Source organism: Dyadobacter sp. SRI_021, assembly GCF_057586235.1.
Genome location: NZ_JBYCZM010000001.1, coordinates 342,242 through 367,326, shown reverse-complemented (window position 1 = coordinate 367,326; position 25,085 = coordinate 342,242). Strand labels below are relative to the sequence as shown.

15 protein-coding genes are annotated in these 25,085 nt (G+C 49.2%); 8 read left to right on the top strand and 7 right to left on the bottom strand.

From position 1 onward, the window contains the following. Positions 1–176 precede the first annotated feature (176 nt). The 4 genes from AC2YIT_RS01410 (at position 177) to AC2YIT_RS01395 (ending at position 7,945) form a co-directional block, all read left to right on the top strand. Positions 177–3,521 (top strand): TonB-dependent receptor, encoded by a 3,345-nt coding sequence (locus AC2YIT_RS01410; RefSeq protein WP_487278010.1) that lies wholly within the window; start codon positions 177–179, stop codon positions 3,519–3,521. A gap of 12 nt (positions 3,522–3,533) precedes the next feature. Beyond that, positions 3,534–5,216 (top strand): RagB/SusD family nutrient uptake outer membrane protein, encoded by a 1,683-nt coding sequence (locus AC2YIT_RS01405; RefSeq protein WP_487278009.1) that lies wholly within the window; start codon positions 3,534–3,536, stop codon positions 5,214–5,216. A gap of 17 nt (positions 5,217–5,233) precedes the next feature. Next, entirely contained in the window at positions 5,234–6,403 is a 1,170-nt protein-coding gene (locus AC2YIT_RS01400; RefSeq protein ID WP_487278008.1) for a glycan-binding surface protein, read from the top strand. A 270-nt stretch (positions 6,404–6,673) separates the two neighbouring features. Continuing rightward, complete coding sequence (locus tag AC2YIT_RS01395; protein ID WP_430843184.1) at positions 6,674–7,945, top strand: aminotransferase class V-fold PLP-dependent enzyme; 1,272 nt, start codon at positions 6,674–6,676, stop codon at positions 7,943–7,945. A gap of 11 nt (positions 7,946–7,956) precedes the next feature. On the opposite strand, the gene AC2YIT_RS01390 is transcribed toward AC2YIT_RS01395, so the two are convergent. Continuing rightward, positions 7,957–8,589 carry a response regulator gene (locus tag AC2YIT_RS01390; RefSeq protein ID WP_487278007.1) on the bottom strand — a complete coding sequence of 211 codons (633 nt, stop codon included), beginning with the start codon at positions 8,587–8,589 and terminating at the stop codon, positions 7,957–7,959. A gap of 411 nt (positions 8,590–9,000) precedes the next feature. Then, positions 9,001–9,636 carry a response regulator transcription factor gene (locus AC2YIT_RS01385; protein WP_430843188.1) on the bottom strand — a complete coding sequence of 212 codons (636 nt, stop codon included), beginning with the start codon at positions 9,634–9,636 and terminating at the stop codon, positions 9,001–9,003. A gap of 283 nt (positions 9,637–9,919) precedes the next feature. Between AC2YIT_RS01385 and AC2YIT_RS01380 the strand changes: the two genes are divergently transcribed. Beyond that, on the top strand, positions 9,920–10,933 hold the full coding sequence (locus AC2YIT_RS01380; protein WP_487278006.1) for an AraC family transcriptional regulator: 1,014 nt from the start codon (positions 9,920–9,922) through the stop codon (positions 10,931–10,933). Between the two features lie 196 nt (positions 10,934–11,129). Here the strand turns inward: AC2YIT_RS01380 and AC2YIT_RS01375 are convergent, their stop codons facing one another. After that, positions 11,130–13,376 (bottom strand): GH92 family glycosyl hydrolase, encoded by a 2,247-nt coding sequence (locus AC2YIT_RS01375; RefSeq protein WP_487278005.1) that lies wholly within the window; start codon positions 13,374–13,376, stop codon positions 11,130–11,132. Positions 13,377–13,671: 295 nt separating this feature from the next. Between AC2YIT_RS01375 and AC2YIT_RS01370 the strand changes: the two genes are divergently transcribed. From AC2YIT_RS01370 to AC2YIT_RS01360, 3 genes are all read left to right on the top strand, one after another. After that, positions 13,672–16,242, top strand: a complete 2,571-nt coding sequence (locus tag AC2YIT_RS01370; RefSeq protein WP_487278004.1) for a Kelch repeat-containing protein — start codon at positions 13,672–13,674, stop codon at positions 16,240–16,242. A gap of 80 nt (positions 16,243–16,322) precedes the next feature. Continuing rightward, entirely contained in the window at positions 16,323–16,907 is a 585-nt protein-coding gene (locus AC2YIT_RS01365) for a Crp/Fnr family transcriptional regulator (RefSeq protein ID WP_430843196.1), read from the top strand. A 96-nt stretch (positions 16,908–17,003) separates the two neighbouring features. After that, positions 17,004–17,648: a hypothetical protein gene (locus AC2YIT_RS01360; protein ID WP_487278003.1), complete on the top strand. Its 645-nt coding sequence runs from the start codon at positions 17,004–17,006 to the stop codon at positions 17,646–17,648. An 84-nt stretch (positions 17,649–17,732) separates the two neighbouring features. Here the strand turns inward: AC2YIT_RS01360 and AC2YIT_RS01355 are convergent, their stop codons facing one another. The 4 genes from AC2YIT_RS01355 to AC2YIT_RS01340 form a co-directional block, all read right to left on the bottom strand. Further along, the gene (locus AC2YIT_RS01355) at positions 17,733–19,331 is read right to left on the bottom strand and encodes a tail fiber domain-containing protein (RefSeq protein WP_430843200.1); all 1,599 of its coding nucleotides are present in this window, start codon (positions 19,329–19,331) and stop codon (positions 17,733–17,735) included. A 162-nt stretch (positions 19,332–19,493) separates the two neighbouring features. Next, on the bottom strand, positions 19,494–20,189 hold the full coding sequence (locus tag AC2YIT_RS01350) for a T9SS type A sorting domain-containing protein (RefSeq protein ID WP_430843202.1): 696 nt from the start codon (positions 20,187–20,189) through the stop codon (positions 19,494–19,496). Continuing rightward, positions 20,186–22,063, bottom strand: a complete 1,878-nt coding sequence (locus tag AC2YIT_RS01345; RefSeq protein ID WP_430843204.1) for a tail fiber domain-containing protein — start codon at positions 22,061–22,063, stop codon at positions 20,186–20,188. The genes AC2YIT_RS01350 and AC2YIT_RS01345 overlap by 4 nt, the downstream gene beginning before the upstream one ends. Positions 22,064–22,564: 501 nt before the next feature. Continuing rightward, on the bottom strand, positions 22,565–24,922 hold the full coding sequence (locus tag AC2YIT_RS01340) for a PAS domain-containing protein (protein ID WP_430843206.1): 2,358 nt from the start codon (positions 24,920–24,922) through the stop codon (positions 22,565–22,567). Positions 24,923–25,085 lie beyond the last annotated feature (163 nt).

Below are 25,085 nucleotides of genomic sequence, written 5' to 3'. Positions count from 1 at the left end.
GCTGAATCAAATGGAAACTGAATATGCCTGAAAATCTACATTTCAAAACTATTGTGTGGGATATCATGAAACTATCCTTATTACAGTTATGCATAATTGTCGTTTTCTCTCATTCGACGTTTAGTCATTACCGTTTAGTTGGCCAGGATCTGCTGGAAAGAAGAATCACGCTCAAGATGGAGGATAAGAGCCTCAAAAGTGTACTCCTGTCTATCGAACGGAACTCCGAGGTGAAATTTATTTACAACCCGGCCGAGATTCGATCGTCGACGCGGGTTACGTTCCAGGCGTCGAATGAGCCGCTGGCGGAAGCGCTGGTGAGGTTGTTCAGGCCGCTTTCCATTCGCTACGAGGTGGCGGGAAAGCAAGTGATGCTTTTCAAAGCCGAAAAGAGCTCGTCGATGACGTTGCCTGAAGCGGAACCGAAAGAGAATAAAAGCGAAGTACTGGCTTCGATCAAAGGAAAAGTGACTGACGAAAAGGGCGAGGGCCTGCCGGGTGTAAGTGTGGTGGTGAAAGGGACTTCGCGAGGCACCACCACCAATTCGGCAGGGCAATATGAGCTGGAACTGGGGCAAGGGGAGAACACACTCATTTTCTCTTTCGTGGGATATCTGTCGCAGGAAATCCCGGTAGGCGCGCGGTCGGAACTGAACGTGGCGATGAAAGTGGATACCAAAGCATTGGATGAAGTGGTAGTGGTCGGCTACGGGGAGATGAAGCGGGCCGATCTTACGACTGCCCAGACATCCGTTTCTTCCAAAGACATTGCGCGTACCACCAACACCACCTTGGAGCAGGCGATCCAGGGACGCGCAGCGGGGGTGTATATTACGCAGAACTCCGGGCAGCCGGGCGGCGGTATTTCGGTGAATATCCGCGGGATTAATTCCATCAGCGGAAGTAATGAGCCTTTGTACGTGGTGGATGGCGTGCAAATCCAGGGACAATCGGTGTCGTTCGGGGCGCAAAGTTCCTCCAATCCCCTGGCCGGCCTGAACCCGGCCGATATCGAATCGGTGGAGGTACTGCAAGGGCCGTCCGCCACGGCGATTTACGGCTCCCGCGCCACAAACGGGGTCCTGTTAATCACAACGAAAAGAGGCAAGGCGGGCGATACAAAAATTGCATATGGCTATCAATTCAGCCTCCAAACTCCCCCAAAGCCTTTGAAAGTGATGGACTTGCAGCAGTACGCCCAAATGGTGGGCGAATACCACCAGTTGGCAGGTGGCGAAACACCGGAAGAGTTCCTCGATCCTTCTCTGCTCGGAAAAGGTACCGACTGGCAAAAGGAGCTTTTTAAAAACGCACCCATGCACAAGCACCAGCTGAGTCTCAGCGGTGGTAACGACCGCACTACCTATTATTTATCCGGCGAATACCTGAAACAGGATGGCGTCGCGTTGGGCTCCGGGTTTAACCGTTACGCGTTCCGGCTCAACCTGGATAATAAACCGCGCGAATGGGCGAGCATCGGCGCAAATCTCAGTTTTAACCAAACCAACGACAACCTCACCACAAGCCAGGAAAACATCATCTCGAATGCATTGCAGCTCACGCCACAGGTGCCTGTGAGGAATATCGACGGTAGTTGGGGCGGGGGCGACGACAACAACGGAGCGAATATTTTCGCACCAGTGAATCCCATTGCTATTGCAAACCTGACGACCAACAAGCTGGTCAGAAGGCAATTGCTGGGCGGGCTTAACATCGGCGTGCGGATTGCTAAAGGCCTGCAATTCAGGACCTCGTTCAATACCAACCTGGGTTTTTCAAATTCATCCTACTACATCCCGACTTACAAAATCGGCTGGGCACAGAATGTGACGGCTTCCTACACCAACGGCTCGGGTGTGAATACCTACTGGAACTGGAACCAGCTTTTGGAATATAACAGGCAGTTTGGCAGGCACAGCGTAAATGTGATGCTCAGTCACGAAGCGCAGGAATCGACCTGGAAGAACCTGGCGGGAGGGCGTACAGGCTTCCTTACCAACGATATTCTCGACCTGGCGGCGGGCGACGCGCTTACGGCCAGCAATTCGGGTGGATCGGGTGAATGGGCGATGGAATCGTATCTAGGCAGGTTGAATTACAATTTCGCAGACCGGTACATTATTATGGGTACTATCCGGCGCGATGGTTCGGCCAATTTTGGCGCCGATAACAAATGGGGCTTCTTTCCGTCGGTTTCGGCAGCGTGGCGCGTTTCGCAGGAACCTTTCTTTCATGTGCCGGCCATCAGCGAGCTGAAATTGCGCTTCGAAACAGGCATTACCGGCAATCAGGGCAGCGGCGGCATTTATTCGCCTATGGGCACGGGGACTACGCCCACTACCACCGGGTTTCTACCCACTAAATACGCCAACGACGGACTGAAATGGGAAGAAACCAAGACAAACAACTTCGGGATCAACCTCGGGCTGTTTCAAAACCGCATCCAGTTTGAATTCGATTATTATATCAAAAATACGGACAACCTGCTGATGGAAAAGCCGCTGCCATGGTACATGGGAACCAATGGGGTAGGCGCTGTCGGATCGCCCACCGTCAATATCGGTGCATTGCAGAATAAGGGTTGGGGTTTTACGGTCAACACGGTCAATGTCAACCGCGGCGGGTTTAAATGGGAATCCAATTTGAATATATCGGGCTTTAAGACAAAGATCAAGTCATTCTATTCGGATGCGGCGTTTGTGGATCGGACGTCGTGGTGGCTGGCTGATTGGACGCAGCGCTCTGAAGTAGGCAAGGCGCCGTGGCTGTTCCGAGGCTATATCGAGGAAGGGTTGTTCCAATCTGTGGAGGAAATCGAAAAGAGCCCGTTACCTGTCGATAATAACGGCGTGAAGCTGCCTATCAATGAAAACAATATCTGGGTAGGGGATGTGAAGTTCAGGGATGTGAATGGCGACGGTATTATCAACGAGAACGATCAAACGGTCATCGGTAACCCGTGGCCCAAGCTGTTTGCGGGTTTTACCAATTCATTTTCCTATAAAGGTTTCGACCTGAGCATTTTGCTGACCAGCACCTACGGCAATGACGTGTACAACTTTCTGGGCAAACTGAATACCAACGCGAGTAATATCAACCTGAGTCGCAACCTGCTTGTGCATGCGATGGATTATGCCAAGCCGGTGAAAAACGACGACGGCACAGTTACCCTCTCGAACCCTGGCACCGACGTGGCCCGGATCTCGAATGGCCCGAACGGCAACTTCGCCCGGCATACCGATAAATGGGTAGAAGACGGGTCGTTTATCCGGCTGAAAAATATTTCCCTGACCTATAACCTGCCGGTATCGCTGGTGTCACGCCAGAAAATCATCCGGGGCGCGAGGATATCGGTGGGCGCCCAGAACGTGGCCACGCTCACCCGCTATTCGGGTTTTGACCCCGAAGTGGGCGCATATGTTTCGAGGGATGCCAGTGCAACGAACCAGGCGGTCGGTCTCGATTACGGCCGCTATCCGCTGACGCCCGTTTACACATTCAGTTTAGGATTGGATTTCTAAAACAGCCGAAAAATGAAATACATGAAAAACATTTACAAGAAGCTGATTGTCCTATTTCCATTCGCATTGCTCTGGGCGTGTTCGGAAGACTTCCTTGAACGCCCGCCTAAGGACGCCATTGTGGATGCCGGCTTTTATCAAACCGACGACCAGGTGCTGGCGAGTACTGCATTGCTATACAGCAAGGTATGGTTCGATTACAATGACAAGGCGTCGTATAACCTCGGGGACTTTCGGGCGGGTACGGCGTTTTCGGCATGGAACGATAGGGGAAATGTGCTTTTCAACACCACCGGAAATACGCCGGAAAATGGCTCGACGTGGCGGTCGTTTTTCATCGTTGTAGGACAATCGAATCTGGCTATTCAGAACATTCAGAAATATGCGGGGGCGTCGGTATCCGCGGTTGTTAAAAAGCACGCTATTGCCGAAGCGCGGTTCATGCGGGCATTGGCCTATCGTTTCCTGGTAATGAACTGGGGCGCCGTACCGGTAATCGAGAACAACCTCACACTGCTTTCCGACACGACTGTGCAGCGCAATACGCCCAAGAGTGTGTGGAAATTCATTACAAGCGAAATGCGGCAGGTAGCCGAGGATTTGCCGGAAAAGCCCGTGCGGGTCGGAAGGCTTACCAGATGGTCGGCCGAAGGGATGCTGGCCCGTTTTTACCTCACGCGTGCGGGTGTGGAAGCGGGCGCGTCGGGCCAGCGCAACCAGGTATTTCTGGACAGTGCAAAGTATTATGCGGATCGCGTGATAACCCTCAGCGGGGCGTCGCTGCTGCCGAAGTACGAGAGCCTTTTCCGGTATCCCTATGACAATAATGCGGAGTCACTGTTTTCGCTGCAATGGGCGTACTCGCCTGGTGCATGGGGTACGCAGAATTCCACTCCGGCCTATCTAGCATATGGCCCTGATATTGCCAATGGAGATGGCTGGGGAGGTGATAAAGGTGCCACCTGGTGGGTTATGCAGCAGTATGAAGGCATTAAAACGGTTTCCGAAACGGTACTACAAGGCCGGACTGTGGACCAGCGGCTGAAAGCGACGTTCATGCTGCCGGGAGCAAGCTATCCGGAGATTACCCAAACGATACCGGGCGGAAGTCAGAAACTGGTGTTCCCGTTCACCGGAACGGATGTCAATTTTATCGCCATCAAAAAATACATTACCGGCAAGGCCGCGGATGTGGGCGGGCAGGCTGCGCAGCAAAATTACGGGCACGATACCTATATGATGCGTCTGGCCGAAATGTACCTGACCTATGCGGAGGCAGTTTTGGGCAATAATACTTCTACCACTGATTCTAAGGCACTGCAATATTTCAATCACGTGCATACCCGAGCCGGACTTTCGCCGGTTACCGGTGCGCTTACATTTGATCAGATCTTTAAAGAGCGGGTCGTCGAGTTTGCCATGGAAGGAATGGCATGGTATGATCTGGTCAGTCTGCATTATTACAACCCAACTAAGGCATACGCGATCCTGAATGCACAGGACCGCGGATTTTTCTTTACTAAACCCGACCGCTTTCCGGACCCAACGTCCTGGACTTTCACGAAAACGGCCTGGGCCACGGCCGAGCGGAAAATAGATGCGAACAGCGGCAATTTCCTGCTGCCAATCCCGTCGGCGGAACTTAGCCAGGCGCCCAATCTTCAAAAACCGGCGGTTGATTATCAACGTAAATGATTTTGTCAGGCATTTTTATGAATAGACTATTTAATCTAGGAAACCTTGCGCTGATGGCCGCATTGGCGCTGATTACTGCATTCAGTATTTCTTGCCAGAAGGACGATCTTCCAAACAACGGTGAGCCTGTGGTCAACTTCATCCGCGTGACCGACCCGGAAGATGCCGATTCGCTGCTTACCGGGGCCGGGCAGGGGGATCTGATCGCCATTGTGGGAGAAAACTTGCAGGATGCGAAGGAAATCTGGTTCAACGACCAGCGCGCGAGCCTGACGCCCACGTACATCACGAGTACGACGATCCTGGTTTCGATACCGACGCAGATTCCGAACGAGATCAGTAACAAAATGCGGATCATCTTCTCCAATGGTAAGACCCTGGAACATAGCTTTGAAGTGAAGATCAGCGAGCCGCTCATATCGGCGATGCTGAGCGAGTATGTTCCGGCAGGGGGCGTGGCCACGATTCGCGGCGACTTCTTTTACCAACCGCTTACCGTAACATTTGCAGGAGGAAAACAGGGTATGCTAGTTAATGTGAAGGATCAGGAAATACAGGTCACTGTGCCGGAGGGGGCGCAGCCTGGACCTTTGACGATTAAAACCAAATTCGGTGAAACGAAGTCCGACCTCTGGTTCCGTGACAATCGCAACATTTTCCTGAGCAGCGATCCGTTTACCGGTTGGTGGAATCCGGCATTTGTCGTTTCGATGCCGGGCGCGGGAGCTCCGCCGTCGATCAATGGTAATTATATCCGGGTCAAAAAGGCGATAGGTGGCTGGCAATGGACCGAGGTGGCCGGTGGCCCGCCCGATGCAATGGGGGCCATCAGCAAGAACATCCCTGACTCGGCGATCCTGAAACCCGCCAATTATGTCCTGAAATTTGAAGTCAATACCATTAAGCCTTACAATAATAACGTATTGAAAATTACCGCAGGGCTGGCGAGTGGCTTCAACGATAGCCAATATACCTGGTTGCCGCCTTACGATACCAAAGGACAATGGCAAACGGTGGTGATACCATTCGACGAGATCGCAGCAAGCTATGAAAGTGCAGGCTCAAAACTCACCGTCAGCGCCAAAGGCTACTACACGCGCCTGCTCTTCCACGGAGGCGGCGACCTCGATTGTGATATGGCGTTTGACAATTTCCGGATCGTGCCGAAGGGGAAAGATAATGACTGAATGATTGAATGACTGAATGACTGAATGACTGAATGACTGAATGACTGAATGATTGAATGACTGAATGATTGAATGATTGATGATTGAATGAGCGATCAACCAATTAACTGATAAACGCCTACTCCAAATATTAAGACAAGACTTAGATTGAAAGTTTACACTGTTAATGCGATAGTCCCTCAAAATTCAGTCATTCGGTCATTCGGTCATTCAAAATCCACTCATTCACTCACTCATTCGTATCTTGCGTTTCAAGCAAAACCTGAACCCATGAAACGCAGAAAAGTTATTCAAAGCCTTACCACATTGCCATTAATCGGCTCGCTTCCGGTTTCCGGGGAGCGGGCTGATTATGTGTCCCGCAAGAAAAAGCGGGATGTTATTGCCGAGCTCGGCATCCGCTCGTTCATCAATGCGGCCGGAACGCTTACCTATATGTCGGGATGCATTATGCATGATGAAGTTGTGGAAACGATCGAAAACACCTCCCGGCATTTTTGTATGATCGATGAAGTGCAGGACAAGGTGGGGGAGAAGATCGCTAAACTGGTACACTCGGAAGCGGCGATGGTGACGTGCGGCGCTTTTTCGGCTATGACACTCGGCCTCGCGGGCGTGCTCACGGGCCTGGATGTACGTAAGGTGGAACAGCTGCCGCACCTGGAAGGGACCGGGATGAAGTCGGAAGTGATTTGCCAGAAATCCCACAACGAGCGATATAACCATGCTTTTCTGAACACGGGTTGTACCGTGGTTGAGGTGGAGACGATCGAGGACGTGGAAAAGGCTATCAATGAGAAAACAGCATTGCTGCATTTCCTGAATATTACAGCGCATGCCGGGCATATCAAACACGAGGAATGGATCGCATTAGGCAAAAAGCATAATATTCCTACCTCGATTGATATTGCTGCTGATGTGCCGCCGGTTTCCAATCTCTGGAAGTTCAACGACATGGGTTTCGATATGGTGTTTATTTCCGGAGGCAAAGCCATGCGTGGCCCGCAAAGCGCAGGGATATTAATGGGGCGCAAAGACATCGTCGCAGCCGCCCGCCTGAACGCGCCTCCGCGCGGGTTCACAGTCGCACGGGGACACAAGGTTAATAAGGAAGAAATACTGGGCATGTACGTGGCACTCGAGAAATTCATCTCCGGCGATCACGACCGCGAATGGAAGGATTGGGAAGCACAAATTGCGCGCATCGAAAATGCAGTGAAGGATCTCCCCGGCATTACCACCAAAGTGACGATCCCCGAACTCGGAAATATCACGCCGACGCTGACGGTCAGCTGGGACGATAGCATCGTAAAACTGACAGGCCGCGAGCTGCGCGATAAGCTTCGGTTCGGCTCGCCATCCATAGAAGCAGGCTTCTCCGGATTACCGTTATACTACTATCAGGCGGGCTCAGATTCCATTGACCCCGCCACTGAGGATACACTCAAAGGGGCCAACCTTATCCGTATCACAGCCTGGATGTTGCAGCCCGGCGAAGATAAGGTGGTAGCGCGCAGATTACGGGAGGAGTTGATGGGCTAACCGTCGAAGGATTACTCCCTCAGCCTGCTGACCTTTTGATAAAGTTCGATGACCGTGTCGACGCCCAGCTTCTCGAAGATTCTCAGCTTGTAGGTACTTACCGAACTACCGGTGATATTCAGGAATGTGGCGATTTCCTTCATCCACTTACCCTGCAGCAGCAGGTCCATTACTTCGATTTCACGTTGAGAAAGTGCGGCAAGCGGATTGCTTTGCCGCACTTCCGGCGTGACGTTACCGCGAAGGAGGAGCTGCCGCACCATTTCGCTTACATACCGGCCATTCGTAAGCATAGCCACAATAGCCGTTCGGATCTCCTCCGTGGAGGCGTTTTTAGAAAGAAAACCATTTGCCCCGGCTTTGAGATAATGCATGGCATACAGCTCCTCGTCGATAGCTGAGAATACCATGATGGCGACTTCGGGTTGGAGCCGGCGGATCTTCGCGATCATTTGAAATCCCTCGCCGTCGGGAATGTTAATGTCGAGAAGGATCAGATCAAGTCTTTGTGTGGAAACGATGTGCAAGGCATCCGGAAAGTTGTCGGTTTCCCAGAAAGTGACAGCCGGGAGCACGTCACGTATAATGAAAAGGGTTGCAAGCCTTACAATGGAATGGTTTTCAATAAGCAGTATGTGTTTCATTTACGAAACGGGTCATAAAGGTTTCCCAGCGGGATCCGAATACCGTTCCCATGCGGTAAATTTAAGTGGCTTATCCGTTTGCCTTTGTAGCGTTGAAACAAATGGAGAATAGAATCTTTTCTGTGGTTATTTAAGAAAATCTACACGCAATCGTTTGTAAATCAATTAATTGTATGAAGTAATAGAAATAACTTTAATGCATAAGATGATTGTTTAATTTAATTTGGGTTACTTATGTAGTAGTTTTTATACTACGCTTGTTTGCAAAATTTCTGCATTTATATTTGTTCAATATATTTTTTACGAAGTAGTTCGGGAGGCACAGTCCGCACCCTGTCGGCTATGCAGATAAGGTTTCCTTACCCCAGCAGCGAAGCGGGCAAACGTGCTTTACCCTGCAATTTCATACGGCTAGAACTGTTTGAGCAGCGAAACCTTTTTGGATAGCTCAATCGAATCTACCACATCCAACTTATTGAAAATACGACGTTTGTAAGTGCTTACCGTATTCTCTTTCACATTCATGATCGCCGCTATCTCCTTGGTCCATTTGCCTTCGGTCAGTAGCTGCATCACGCGCATTTCGTTAGGAGAAAGGCTGGTAATAGGATTCATTACTTTACCGAAATTGTTGTCTTTGATCGTATTGAGCAGGATTTGTTGCACCTGGTAACTCACATATTTGCCTTTGCTCATCACGGCTTTCAGTGCCGCCTTGAATTCATCGTGCGAGGCCTGTTTAGAAAGAAACCCGTTGGCGCCCGCCTTAATGTAGGGCAATGCGTACACCTGCTCGTCGTATCCCGAGTGTATCAAAATGATGATGTCCGGCTGTTTGCCGCGGATCATGTTCATCATTTTGATGTTCTCTCCGCCTGGAATGTCAATATCCAGGATCAGTAGGTCAAACCGGTCCTGATCCAGCAATGCAAGGCCTTCTGGGAATGTATCGCACTGAGTGACAGAGGCTTTTGGATCCGATTCGGAAATGAGAAGTTTCAGTCCCATCCGGATTAGAGGATGGTCTTCGACGATCAATATCTTCATAACAGTTGATCAAAGGATACGGACATTAGTGGATAGCACACAAATCTAAAAATTTATTGAGGGTTTGAGTTGTAGAAATGTATCTACATTTGCAACGTTTTAACTCTATAAAGGTACTGTTGTATACACAGTAAATTTGTGCATTAATTAACGTTGAGTATCATAAATATCCTTCCGGTGCTGCCGGAGGGCTATTTTATTTTAAGGGGATCGGGAGCGACAATCGCTTACCATTATACGACAAGTGCTTTTACGTTCAGGGTGGAGCGTTTAAATTTACCCTATGAACGATCAGCAAAAACAATTTGTCCTCGCTTTCATGGCATATGCCGCCCAGCGTGATCTCCCGTTGGAAAAACTCTGCCGTCTTTCGGGTATCGATCTCCAAGCGCTCACGAACGGCGGAGATTTGGAAATAGGTCCGAAACAGTTCAACGATCTGTGGCTGAATGCGTGTCACCTGAGCAACGACGCGCTGTTTGGGCTTCATTTGGGCGAATCGCTGCAACTGGCTGCTTTGGGGATCGTAGGCGAGATTATCAAAAGCAGTACTAAGGTTGGACAAGGAGTGAAGCACGCCGTTGCCCTTACGCCGCTGATCACTAATTTGTTTGGCATGACTGTTGAGCTTGACACGCAGACCTTTACGCTTCGCCTGCATCCGGATGAGAACCGCCGCGCGGCTTCCCCCTTCGCATTCGAACAAATGATCAGCTTTTTTCTCGTTTTTGCCGTGCACGAACTCGACGGGCTCATCCTGGCGCGCATACGCCCGGAACATATCACGATGCCTTTTACCGACGCCGCAGCCCCCGAGCTGGAACGCGTTCTGCGCTGTGTCCCGACCCATTCGGAGGATGACTATGCCATTTCTTTTGACCGTAAATATTGGGATATGCCGATCCTTACCGCCAATTACGCTTTGCAGGAAAGTCTTTTGCAGAAAGTCGGTACAGCAGCATCCGGAAAGGCCGGCAAAGATTCGTGGCAGGAGAAAGTGCAGCAATATTTGTTAAAAAATGCCTATCTGGGCCTTGTTTCGCTGGAAGAAATGGCTGCCAATTTTAATGTGAGCCCGCGCAGCCTGCAACGAAAACTGAAAGACGAGCAAGTTACCTATCAGGAGCTGGCCGATGACGTACGTAAATCGCTGGCACTGCATTACCTGGAAAGTGGAGAGTACTACGTAAAAGAAATATCCTACATGTTAGGATACAACGAGTTAAGTGCTTTCTCCCGAGCGTTCAAGCGGTGGACAGGCGTGACGCCGGTGGGGTATCAGAAGAATTTTGAATGATTGAATGATTGAATGAGCGATCAATTAACTGATAAACACCTACTCCAAATATTAAGACAGGACTTAGATTGAAAGTTTACACAGTTAACGCGATAGTCCCTAATCCCCAAAATTTAGTCATTCAAAATTCGCTCATTCAATCATTCGCTCATTCAATCATTCAATCATTCAATCATTCAATCATTCAGTCATTCACTCATTCCCCAACTCCCCACCCCTTATTCGGCAACGGCCCCATTTCCAGTTCCAGCGTTCCGCCGTTCACCAGTTCCTCGTGCGTGAATGTGGTGACATTCAGTGCTTTACCATTCATTTTTGCACTTTGAATGTATTTGTTAACCACCGAGCAATTTTTGGCAATCACTTTAAATTCCTTCCCATTCGGCAGATCGATTGAAACTTTCTCGAAAACAGGGCTGCCGATCGTGTAAACCGGTAAACCAGGGGTGATAGGGTAGAAACCCATCGAAGAGAATACAACAAATGCGGTCATACCGCCCCCGTCTTCGTCACCCGGAATCCCGAAGACGTTGTCTTTGAACCACACATCGAGGAGGAAGCGAATGCGTTTCTGCGTTTTCCAGGGAGAGTCGGTAAAATTATAGAGGTAGGGAATATGGAAGCTCGGCTCATTACCCATCGAATATTGTCCTACCAGGCCCGTTGCGTCTGGAAATTTGCCCCAGAACTCGTATTTGCTACGACCGAGCCCTTCCCGGTACAGTTGATCGAGACTGCTTTCGAATTTCTTTTTGCCTCCCATTAAATCAATGAGACCATTCACATCGTGTTGCACCTGCCATTTGTAAGTCCAGCCATTGTTTTCGTCATAAAAATCACGGCCACCCATTCCGCCGTCGAATTTCGGGTCGATGGCAATCCATTTGCCCTGGCTGTCTTTGGGAATGAACATTTGTTTTTCTTCATTCCAAAGATTTTTGTAGTTGGTTGCCCGGGCGTTAAATTTCTGAGAATCGGCATTTTTACCGAGATCTTTCGCCAGTTGGCCCACTGCCCAGTCGTCGTAGCTGCCGCCCAGGGTAACCGCTACGGCCTGGCGTTTTTCAAAGCCGTCGACCAGTTTTACAGTCTCTTTTTCGCCCGGAGCAAGCGCGGGGAAGAAGCCTTTCAAATGGTAGATGTCGTCGAGCTCACATTTGGGACCGTTTCGCCAGGGAAGCATGGTCGCCAGCTCGGCATTCTTTTTCATGCCCTCGTACGCTTTGGCAATATCGAAGTTTTTAAGGCCTTTGCGGTAGCCGTCCAGCAAGGTTACCGAGGAATGGAAGCCGTTCATACATGCATGATCGCCGAAAAGCACCGGAAATGTAGGCATCCAGCCGCTTTGCTCATACATATGCACAAATGATTGCAACATATCCTCCTCCTGTGCCGGGTTCAGGATCACACGCAGCGGGTGATGCGCGAGATAAGTGTCCCAGGTCCAGTCGTCTACATAAAACGGCCGCTCGCTGGTGTGGACCTTTTTATCATAACCACTGTAATATTGATTGTCTTCTGAAATGTCCACCATGCGCTCATAGGTACGGTAAAGCGATGAATAGAAGCTCCGTTTCTGCGCCTCGGTACCGCCTTCTACACGGATTTGTCCGATTGTTTTAGCCCAAATCTGTTCACCCGCTTTTTTTAGGTCTTCAAACCCGGTGTTTTTTACCTCGGTTTCAAAGTTTTTCTTCGCCTGTTCGGCGCCTACGAACGAAATCGCGTAACGAAATTCGATCGTGGAAGCATGCTCGGGGAATGTAATGTAGGCTTTGAGGCTTTTTCCTTTTGCTTCGTTCCCGGATACAACATTTTCACCATCAAGCGACCCTGTTTTACCCGCCTCGCTGAATGTTCCGTAGAGGTAAATGGGGATGTCGTCATGGTAAATTTCGCGGGCGATTATTTCTTTTCCGCCCGTGAATTTCCAGCTACTTTCCCCATTGTTATACTGGTCGAAAAGGATGTTTTTCTGACTATTCTTAGGAAATTGAAAGCGGTAAATGCCGGCCTTTTTGCCGGGGACAAATTCTACTTTTACTTCGTCGTCAATCAGATAAGTGGAGTAATAATAAGGCCGGAGCACTTCCAGGTCGTGATCGTAGGCCATTTTGTGTTTCCATGAATCGGCGGAGACAGGCCGAGTGCCGGGCCGCAATGCAAATGCCTGACCGAGCCGGTGCGATACGATGATGGCCGGAAAACTCGAAATCTGGTCGTCGAGGTAATCCTGGCGAATGGGGAACATGCGTATCATCTGGTTGGGCAGCTGCACGGTGGGCCGGGTCGGTTCCAGAAGCTGGCCTACGTTTCCAATGCGCAGGTCGACATATTGCAGATTGTCTTTTTCAGGACTTTTTTGTGCAGGACTGGTTAAAGAATGCAAACAAAAAGCAAGTATGAATGAGGAATTAGTCAGTTTTTTAAAGGGTTGAATCATGCTTAATCAAATTTAATGACGGTTTCGGCGCTTATATTTTGGTTGGTTATGGTTTTAAAAAGTATAGATAGCTGGTTGTGCCGGGCTTTCCTGAAAAAACAGACCACTATTTAGCGGGTTATTAAAAACCCTGGTTATTGTTTAACTTTAAATTGATATCGTGCAAGTATAGTTTTGGGAAGCGAACACGAATTAAACGCGCGTTACTTAAGAAAAGCTTAACAATCGATTAACAGAACCCTTAAATGCATTGCCAGGAGAAAACTTCCCACGGTTTTCCCGCCAACCCGCTCTTATGAAATTCAGGTCTATTCTCTTTTATTTTTGGTCAATTGTATTGCTGGGCGTCGCTTTTCAGGTGAGGGCCCAGTCGTACGGGCTTGGTTTCGAGAGCTTTGAAGCAGTGCAGGACAAACGCACAGGACTCGACCTGAGTCCGGAGGGACCGATTTGCCTGGACGACGACTTCGAGCTCGCTTTTGAGCTGTCCTTTTTGAGGAATAAAAAGACCTATTTCGGCTACATTGTCCGCGTCATCGGGGATGATCAGCAGAATATCGACCTGATTTACGACAATAGCTCCGTCAATCAGAACCATTTCAAACTCGTGATCGGGGAGCAATTTTCACCCATTTCGTTCGACTTCCGCGGAGATGATCTTTTCGCCAAATGGAACCGGATTACCCTGCGTTTTCAAAAGCAGAAGCAACAGATTACCGTCGTGTACGGAAACCACAGCTTTTCTCAACCCGTAAAATATGTAACGAAGGGTTGTTATAAGATCCTTTTTGGTGCTAACCAGTACAAGGAATTCCGCACCACCGACGTACCGCCGATGAAGGTCCGGAACGTGGAACTGCGCCAGGGCGGACGGACAGTCTATCACTGGCCTTTGAACGAAACGGATGGCCTGAAAGCCACGGAGGAAATCCGGCAAAAAGCCGCAGCTGCCACCCACCCGATCTGGATCAAAAAGCTGCATTACGAATGGAAGCTCCTGCAAACCGTTACATTGAAAGGCTACGTGCGCGTCGGATTCGATGAAAAAAGCAGTAACGTCTTTGTCGTGGCGCAAGATTCGCTCGTGCGGTTCAGCCTGGCGGGCAACCGGTTGGTAACGATGCCTTACCGGAGTGGAAAGCAGCCTGTTTATGTGGATAACCAGGTACTGTTTGATACGGGGAGAAACCGTTTGTATAACATTTTTCTGAACGAAAAGCAGGTTACAGCCTTTGATACGGCAACACGCAGCTGGGATAAGAATGATATTCCCGCCCAGGCCAAGACTTACTACCTCCACGCCAATAAATTCCTTTCGCCTGCCGATTCTTCGATCTATGTGCTGGGAGGTTACGGGCATCTTGCCTATAAAAAGGAAGTGCAGCGTTACCATCTGCCGTCCGGAACTTGGCAGCAAGTTGCACTGGAAGATTCTGTTTTCACACCCCGGTACCTGGCCGCGCTGGGCGCCACGCAAGGAGGCGCGTATGTGATAGGCGGATATGGCAGCTCCACCGGACAGCAAATGCTCAACCCGCGGAATTGGTATGACCTGCTCTATTTCGACCGTGCGCAGCGGAAATTCAGGAAGATCTATGAATTAACAGTACCGAAGGAGGATTTTGTCTTTGTTAACTCAATGATTATCAATGAGCAGGATAGCTCTTACTATGCATTGATATTTCCGAAGCATCAATTCAGCTCCGAGCTGCAACTGATCAAGGGGTCACTCACTCGTCCGGAGTTCACGCCCGTAGGCTCGAAAGTGCCTTACCAGTTTATTGATATCGAGTCTTTTGCCGATCTTTTTTATGACAAGGCCAATGGCCGCTTCGTTGCCGTGACGCTTTACAGAGACGCGAATTTGCAGACTAGGGTAGCGATTTACTCGCTTTACGCCCCACCACTCGAAACCGTGGCCCCGCAAATAGCCTCGATGGGAGGTCCGCTAGGACGCAGCGTGTGGATCATCGGCGCGATTTTCCTGGCTGTGTTGCTGGCGTATTGGCTCTATCGTTACATGCCGGGGCAACTGGGCAAGCAAAAAGCGACAAAGGCGCCGGTAGTAGGGGCCGTGCCGGAGCTATTACCCGGGGCTGAGCAGCCGGTGACGGAAGAAGAGGTTGTCGAAAAGGCGCTGCCTTATAAAAGCTGCATTCTACTGTTCGGTAATTTACAGTTATATGATGAGGACGGAAATGAGATCACCAAGCAGTTCAGCCCGTTGGTGAAGGAGCTATTTCTGGTAATACTACTTTACTCTATCCGTTGGGACGGAATCAGTTCGGAGAAATTAAAGGAACTGCTTTGGTTCGATAAGCCATCGGAAAGTGCGCGGAACAACCGTTCCGTGAATATCGCGAAACTGAAAGCGATCCTCGACAAGATGAAGTATTGCCAGGTATCGAAAGAGACGGGTTACTGGAAGATCAAAATAGACTTTGAGAAGATCGAGGTTGATTATATGCATTACCTCACATTGCTCGGAAACCGTAAACTGCTTACGAAGCAAAGCATCATTGAGCTTGCCAGCATTACCAAGCGGGGCAATTTCCTTTCGAATGTGGAATATGAATGGCTGGACAGCTTCAAATCCGAGATTTCGAACGAGATCGTCGATGCCTACCTGCGTTATGCGTCGTCGATCAAAATTGCCGACGATCCCGAGTTTCTCGTGAAGCTGGCCAACTACGTGTTCTATTTTGATCCTGTGAATGAGGAAGCAATGATTCTCAAATGCAAGGCGTTGGCCCATTTGGGCAAGCATTCGCTCGCAAAAACCACTTTTGAGAACTTCGCCCGTGAATATAACCGGATTTACGGGGAGGATTTCAGGAAGGATATGCCCGAAGTGCTGCATTCGTGACAGGCCGGAGTTCGTGAACGGCATTTTCGGGCAATCGGTTTAAGGTATTTTTGTGATAAGTATCTTATTTTAAATTTATTATGACCGAGTCTCTGCTAAATCTTTGTCGGGAAGTGGCGGGAATGTCGGCTGAGGAGCTGACTATCGTGGCGCGCTATTTAAAAACGATCAGACTGAAACGGAAGCAATTCCTTATCCGGGAAGGCAGGCAATACGACTTTATCGGTTTTGTAAGCAAGGGCGCTATTCGCCATTTCACGTGGCGCGAGGGCGTGGAAAAAACCTGCAATGTCAACTTTGAAAATCAATTCTTCACCGATTTTGACAGTTTCTACCGGGGTACGCCTACCATCAATAATTCAGTTGCGATGGAAGACTCTATCGTTCTGACGCTTTCCAAAACGGATCGCGAGCTACTGTTGACAGAATGTCCCGCTTTCGAGCGCTTTTCGAGGGTGATCAGCGAGCGGGCAGCACAGGAGGCCGCTGAACGCGCCTCGCGACTCACCTGGGACCGCCCGGAAGACCGTTACCTGCATTTGCTCGAACATCAGCCTGACTTTGCAAGACGTGTACCGTTGAAACACCTGGCCAATATGCTGGGCGTTAGTGCCGAAAGTTTGAGCCGTATAAGAAAACGGCTGGCGAGCTCCGTGCTTTCTTGACGATCGTCAAGTATTTGCCCGCTACGCGGGGAATACCTTTGTATTGTCGCAAGGGAGTTCCTGCGATGTTTGCACATAAACTATTCAGCCATATCGATGAAAAATGAAATGATTCTTCCGGCGGAGGCTCCTGCACTTCCTTTCCGGGAAACTGCCCTGCTTTTGAAAATTTGGGTCCGCAACCACATTTTTGCCAATGCATTAGGCTTGGCCGTTCTACACCCCTTTCTGGCGCATTATTTTACCGGACCACATGATAAGGTCCTGACTGGCCCACAGCTTGTTATGCACAATGTCTCGCTCGTAACTTTTATCGTGCTACTCGTTATAGGGCAAAACGGGGCGCTTCAAATCCGTTTTTCTATCGGTACATTCAAGGGTTTAGGCTATTTTCTATTGCTTGTACCTGCCGCTTTCTGGCTTGGTTACTATACTTTGTACATTCCGTTCGATATCATTTTTATGTACGCAACGATCGGCATGATCAATGCCGGTTTGGTGGGCTCGTTACTACCGAAGCCGGGGCGCTGGGTGTGGCAATGCATATTATCTTTTCTGCTAGCCGGGATTGTCGGTGCCGCTTGCGGTATTGCGGCATATTTTGCAGGATTAAAGGATGCGGGTGGGTTTGTAAAGGACTACGGGATGTGGTCGTTGATCAGCATTACGGCAGCAATCACCTACGGTTCATTGACCAGGCGGGCGTTAGAGCGGCAGTTAAGCGAAACATCCAAAAGTTAATTTGCCTGGAAACAAAACAGAGACAGCCGAACCGGCGGTCTCTGTTTGAATCACCCTTAACCCTCAAAAAAATGAAGTCTAGTTCTACTTAGTTTTGGTTGTATTTTGCAGCGCAGCGTTTTTGTTGGTATTTCCACCTGCCAGTGCTTTGAGCTCACTAATTTCCTTTCTTAGCTCGGCAATCTCCGCCGTTTGATTTTTCAATTCCCGGACTGATTCTATCAGATGTGGAATCAGGCCGATGTAATTCACCGTTTTAAACCCTTTCTCGTTTTGTTGGACGAGTTCGGGGAAGTACTTTTCAACTTCCTGGGCTATCACACCCGTTTGCAGTTCTGTTCCTCGCTTGGGATCGATCCAATGATAATGATAACCGTGTAAACGGGTGACGGCATCGATGCTGCCTTTCAATGGAGTAATATCCCGTTTCAATCGTTCATCGGAACTGAAAACTTGAAGCACCCCAAAGGGTGTGGAAGCGTTTCCGTTTTCATCAATCCAAAACCGCCACGCACCGTTGAGGTAGAAGCCGATCTGTTTGTCGGTTTTCATTCCCATGAAGCCCTCCGGATTATTTTGAGAATTATCTAGGTAAAGCCCCGAAGTTGCGTTGTCGTGCCGGATTCTCATGCGTGATCCTACATCAAGGATAAACTGGGGACTGACAGCTTTTCCGCCAACGCCTATGTTTCCGTTCCGCAGGATTGTCAGTGCATTGGAGCGATTATTGATGTCCAGACCATTACCGATCTGAAACAGCCTGTCTGTTAAACTTCCGTTAGGTTGGTCGAATGAATTATTAAAAAGCCCCAGGGCGACGCCAAAATTTGCTTTGGCTATTGTGTGATGTCCGAATGCAATGGCGTAATCGCCCATGGCCGTGGCGCTGGAGCCAAAGGCTATGGAAAATGGATTGAACGCCTGCGAAGTATGTCCGAGTGCGATTGAATGATCTTGGTGGGCCTCGTTTGAATACCCCAATGCGATCGCTGATTTTCCTTTGGCGTTGCTGACGAAGCCCCCCGATATGGAAAACTCGCCGGTGGAGGAAGAGCGGTCACCCAAAGCCGTGGAAAAATCTCCGGAAGCTTCTGTGTTGAATCCCGAGGCAAAGGTAAACCGGCCTATTCCCTGATCCTCCCATTTATCGAAATTTGCTCCCGCACGGAAAGCGGCCTTGCCTGGATACCATATCATTCTCGCTCCTGCACCAATTGGAGGAAGACTTTGTCCATTTTTCAGATCTCTCCTTTGAACAACCGGTTCCGTATTCCGCCACTTTCCGGATTCATTTGCGTAAAGAGAATATGGAACGCTTAGAAGCTGGGTCATCCCAATGAAATGGAATTTGCCGTTGTTTTCATCATCAACTTCCGCTTTGAGAAAGAAAATATCGTACGGCCATTCTACCTGGGAGAGATCGCCACCGCCTGCTCCGACAACTATGGTGAACATACCGTTTGAGTCCGTTTGAGCAGGTTGCGTTTCTTCGACAACAACAGGGCCAAGAACCTGACTTTTTATGATACTTATTTTGACGGTTATGGAAGCATTCTGAACTGGTTGAGCCATATTATTGATGGCTATTCCCTGGAAAGTGAATTTATAGGGTGCCTGGGCGAGCACAGTCTGGAAGGTTAATGCCAGGCAAAAAAGAAAATGGGGGAGAACTCTTCGTTTCATACATGAAGTCAGATTAGCGATTATCGTAAACTGTCCCGAAAATCGCCGAGTGTGTGCGCTAAATACAAAAGCATTTAGTGGCAGGTGTCCGTGGGATTTTAAATGGTCAAACGAAACAGAGACCACCAATATGGCGGCCTCTGTGTAAACCCCAGTTAACCCTCAGTGAAAAATCAGCTTTGTTGTCTTGCTTCCCACCGGGGTATCGATTTGAAGCATGAATGATCCGGGATGCGGTAATGTGATAGTATGTTCTGTGCCAGGGGCCTCGAATTGCCCTAGTTTGTTCCCTAGTTGATCGTACAGTAACAGCCTTTGCGTGCGCTCAGGCACCTGTACCCGCACTTTGCTCTCGCGTGACGGATTTGGATAAACGTAGAACCTGTCGAGGCTTTCTTTTTCCGGAATGACGCGAATAATCCTGCTGTACGTGTAGGAATCGTCGGTATCCACTTGCCTGAGCCGGTAATAGCTGGTTGTCACAAACTCCTGATCGACATACTGATAACTTTTCTCTGTGCGGGAATTAATAGCTCCGTCTACCCAACCCAGCAACTCCCAGCTTTTACCATCCAGCGATTTCTGTATCTCGAACCCGAGATTGTTGGTTTCTTCCGCAGTTTTCCAATGTAATTCGGCAAGGCCGGCAGCGTTCACTTGCCCTGTGAAGCTGATCAGCCTCACGGGAAGCACGGATAAATCTGAAAATGTGTTGAGGCTGCCCAGTACCCAATTGACGCTCACGCCATTGGCCGATCCGGAGCCACTGGCGGCGTAAAGTGCCCCGGGTGAAATTTGCTGTGCTTGTGTATGATATACGCATAAGGTGATGGCTGTGATGGTGTATAATGCTTTCATTTGCTTGTCTGGGTTGAGATGGATGTTTGGCCTGCCAACAGCTCTTTGATGCTGGCTTCCAATGCGCTGAGTTTTTTATTCATTTCCTGAACAGAGGCCAGCTCTTTTTTCAGGGCGGCGATTTCCTCGGTCTTTTTGTCCAGTTCTTTGACGGCTTCGATCAGGTGAGGGATGAAGCCGGTGTAGTTGACGGCTTTGTAGCCGTCCTTTTCTGTTGCTACGAGTTCCGGGAACTGTATTTCAACATCTTGTGCCATTAAACCGGTTTGAATTGATTGATCTCTTTTAGGATCCAGCCATTTATAAAAATAGCCTTGCAGAGTTTTCAATTTAGAAATACTGGTCTCAAGTGGTACAAGATCTTTTTTCAAGCGTCGATCGGAGGTGTTAACCGTGAATCCATTTACATAAGCGTGGACATCATCCACCCAAAATCTCCAAGCGTTATTCAGGTAAAAGCCGATTTGGGTATCTGAAAGCATTCCGACAAAATTGTCTGCATTGCCTTGTGAATCATCTAAATGCAATCCGGCGGTCATCGAGCCGCCACTATTTCTAATTCTCGGTCGCCCTCCGAAATCCATAGTGAATGATGGATTTGTTGCATTGTCTCCGATCCCGATGTAACCATTCCTTAGCACGGTGATTGCGTTGGATCTGTTGGCGCTAGTGCCATGTCCCAATTGAAATATTCGGTCTGTTGCAGCTGGTTGAGCCCCTGGGAAATCTCCCGAATTATTGTAAGTACCGATAGCAATTCCGCCAACTGCTTTGGCCAATGCCCCTTCACCAACGGCAAAGGAGCGAAGACCGGATGCGGTTGAGTTCCCAAATGAAATTGAGTTCTGGCCGGTAGCCTCAGAACCCTCTCCAAATGCAAGCGCATTTGCGCCGGCTGCTTTTGAGTTGTATCCAATAGCTATGGCACCAGCATTGATAGCTTGACTGTTTAGCCCGACGGCAAATGCGTTAGTGGAAGATGCGACCGCGTTCTCGCCAATGGCAGCTGACTTGGAGCCAGATGCATTAGCATTGAATCCTGAGGAGAATGAATAAGCTCCTGATGCCTTAGAACCAGCTCCCAAGGCGAAAGCATTGTCCCCGGTCGCTTCCGTATTTTGGCCAAAGCTTGCCGAATTTTCACCTGATGCAAGGGTCCCCTCACCAGTAGCAAACGAATTAATTCCCATTGAGGCCTGATTCCATTTATTCCCAGCATTTTTTCCCACCCTAAATGCCGCATTTTGGGGATACCAGATTAACAAATTGCCCACTGGAAGAGTCGGTAAAGTGGCCCCAGCACCATTGTAGCCGGTTTGTACTATAGGCTCATTATCAATCCATTTTTTTGCAACGACTGCGGTATCTGACGTTATCGATTTATTCGCGTTCAATGCGTTGATTGCATAAGGAACGCTCAATAGTTGGGTAGTGCCTAAATCGACTTGAGCAGGTAACCCATCGTAATACATTGTCGTCTGCAAAAAGTAGGAGTTTGCACCCCAATTGATGTTACTCAGGCTTGTTATTGAACCAATTTGCAGTGTGAAAATACCGTTGGCATTTGTATTTGTATTGTGAGTTTCACTGAATACACTTTGTCCATTAGCACTTCCCTGGTGGATATTGAATCCCACGAGAATACTCTTATTTGCTACAATCTTCCCAGCCGCATCCCTCGCCACTCCTTGAAAACTGAACTGCTGCGGCGCCTGTGCTTGGGAGGACTGGGACTGTAGCAACAGCAGCAGGCTAACCGACAGCAGTATGACGAATGTGACTTTGGGGCTACGGGTAAATGCTTTCGAACTCAGCGACATCGGGGCAGCGGCGGTTTTGAAATAGCCCGATAAATGAGTGATTAATTGTTTCATGTGTGTAAATGTTTTGTGTGATTTCCTTAATTCCGGTGGGAATATCGCTGGGTTTTCCGCAAAACGTTGCGCGCGATGATTGATCGGCGTCCGATTAAATAGCCTGCGGCAAAAAACCGGTTTCGATAAAGGAATAGGTGTAAAGTAGGGAATGCGTAAAAAGATCGATTACTCATCGCTTTCCGCCGGGTGGTAAATAAATTGCCGGGTGTCGGCGGGGATGTCGAAAATTTGGCGAAAGGATATATACGTCCGGCCAAAACTTAAACCCCAGTTTATGACACAGCGCGTGAAATCACCCGTTTGGGCTGTTGTGCTCCTGCTGATTTGCCTGATTTTACGATTCTGTGATTCCTGGCTGTTCGGAGAAGAAAATAAGAAGAAAAATTTCCCTCAATACCAGCGCTTCCGACCCTCTCAATACCGAAGGACGGAGATCAATATGAGTGGCAACCATTTGAACAAGGTCCTCGAGGGGCCGGATTCACTGAGAAGGGCCTCCTATTTTTTCCGATAGGCGGCAATCTTCGCATATAGTTCCGCCGGCGAGAATGGCTTGCTGATGTAGTCATTCATCCCCACTGTAAAAGCAATATCCTTAATATCCATCATAGCCGAGGCGGTCAATGCGATGATAGGCAAGCGCTGGTATTTTTCGTCGGGTAGCTGACGGATATGGCGTGTGGCTTCATAGCCGTCCATTTCAGGCATCTGGAGATCCATCAGCACAAGGTCGTAGTCGTTGTTCTGTACTTTTTCTAGGGCTATCAAACCGTTTTCGGCGAGATCATATTTCACATCCCATTGTCTCATAAAGTTCTTCATCAGCAGGACGTTGATATTGTTGTCCTCGACAATAAGTAACCTCATGCCGTTTAGGTTGAAATGGTTGACCGGCGCTCCATTGGATTGCCCGGTAACATGCTTCTCGCTGATCGGGAACGACAGGCTGAAATAGAATGCCGACCCGCTGCCCGGCTCGCTTTCGACGTGGATCTGGCTGTTTTGCAGTTCCAGAAGCCGTTTGGTGATCGTCAGGCCCAGGCCCGAGCCGCCGTATTTGCGGGTCGTGTCGGAAGTGGCCTGGGTGAAGCTGTCGAAGATATTGTCGAGTTTTTCGGGCGGTATGCCGATGCCGGTATCTTCTACCCGGAAGTCGATGGTTACCCGGTCGTCCCGTTGCTCCGCAATGGCCGCTGAAATGGTTACTTTGCCGCTTTCGGTGAATTTTACGGCATTGCTGACGAGGTTGGTGAGGATCTGGCCCAGCCGCGTAGGATCGCCTACCACCGTAATATTGACATCGTTGCTCACTTTCAGTTTCAGTAAGATGCCCTTTTCGTTGGCCTTTTGAAGAATCCCCGACCGGATATTTTCCAGCAATAAAAGGACGTTAAAATCCACCTCCTCGAATTCGATCTTTCCGGCTTCTATCTTGCTGAAATCCAGAATGTCGTTGATCAGCACCAGCAGGTTTTCGGCCGAGAATTTGAGGATGTTGAGATATTCCATCTGCTCCGGTTTCGGGTTCTGTTGCAGCAGCAAATGCGTGAATCCGATCACTGCGTTCATAGGTGTCCGTATCTCGTGGCTCATGGTCGAAAGGAACTGCGATTTGGCGATCGCGGCCATTTCCGCCTGTTCCTTGGCTTTGATCAATTCCTGTTCTGCCTTCTTCTGTTCGTCGATGTCCATGATTGCGCCGTAGAGCTTCGTTACCCTGCCGGTTGCATCTGTAAACGGTTTTCCGATGGCGTGGATGAATTTCACCCGGCCATCGGGCAGGACAATGCGAAGGTCGAAGCTCGCCGGCGCCAGATGGTTGATCGCATCGCGGATATGCGACTTGTACAATGGCATATCGTCGGGGTGGATCATACTGGAAAACAACTCGGTTTCCGGACCGGTACTGCCTGGTTCGAGGCCAAAAATGCGGAATGCTTCATCAGACCAGTAATTCTGACCAGTGATAAGATCGGCTTCCCAGCTGCCGCTGTGCGTGAGTTGCTGCGATTCGGCGAGCATGGCCTCGTTGCGGCGGATCAGCTCTTCGGCCTGTTTGCGGTGGGTAATGTCGTGCCACACCACCAGCAATACCTTTTTGTTGCTGATCAGCACCGGATTAAGCGTAACTTCCACCGGGAATTCTTCGCCGTCCATTCGCCGGTGTATCCATTCGAAGCGATTATATCCGTTTTCATACGCCAGCCGGTCCATTTCCACGGATTTCTCCGAGGAACGCCGGCCATCAGGCTGGAATTCTGGGGAAAACCTGGCGGGGTGGATAGAGAGCAACTCGCTTTTGTTCTTGCATCTCAGCATTTTTACTGCCGCCTCGTTACAGTCCATGATCCCGTTTTCGTCCAACAGCAAATGTGCGTCGGTAGAATACTGAAATATCACGCTCAGCTTTTCTTCCACAATCTTTCGCTGTGTGAGGTCCTGCAAAACACCGTCCAGTTTACCCGGCTGTTCCTGCTGCATAATGTCGTCATGAATATCACTCACCGAGCCGACCATTCTTTCAGGCTTGCCGTCTTCAAACCGTACCGTGCCGCGGCATTCGAAATAGCGGTAGCCGTTATGTTTCGTTTTAAGCCTTACGTGGACCAGGTAGGGAACGTTGTTTTCAAACTGTTCGCGGATAGCGTCGGCGACGATCTGCTTGTCGTCTGGATGGACAAGTATTTCGGTAAATTCCTTATAACCAGTTGGTACTTCGCCCGGCTGATAGCCGAGTAATTCAAAAAAACGATCAGACCAAACCTGTTTGTCCGTCGCAAAAACCCAATCCCATATCCCTGCATTGATACCGGCAATGACCATGTCGAGCGATTCAGGGGAGAACTTGGATTGCATACTGGATGTATAGAATTAATTCGTATAAAATTAAAACAATTTCCGAATCTCAAAACTCTTAAAAGAATTTTGCCTACTCTTTTTCAAAGCCGTTTATGCCAAAAACTTTTTAAGCGGTAAGATCGGATATGTTGATATTCTGCCGTTGCCCGCGTAAATTGGT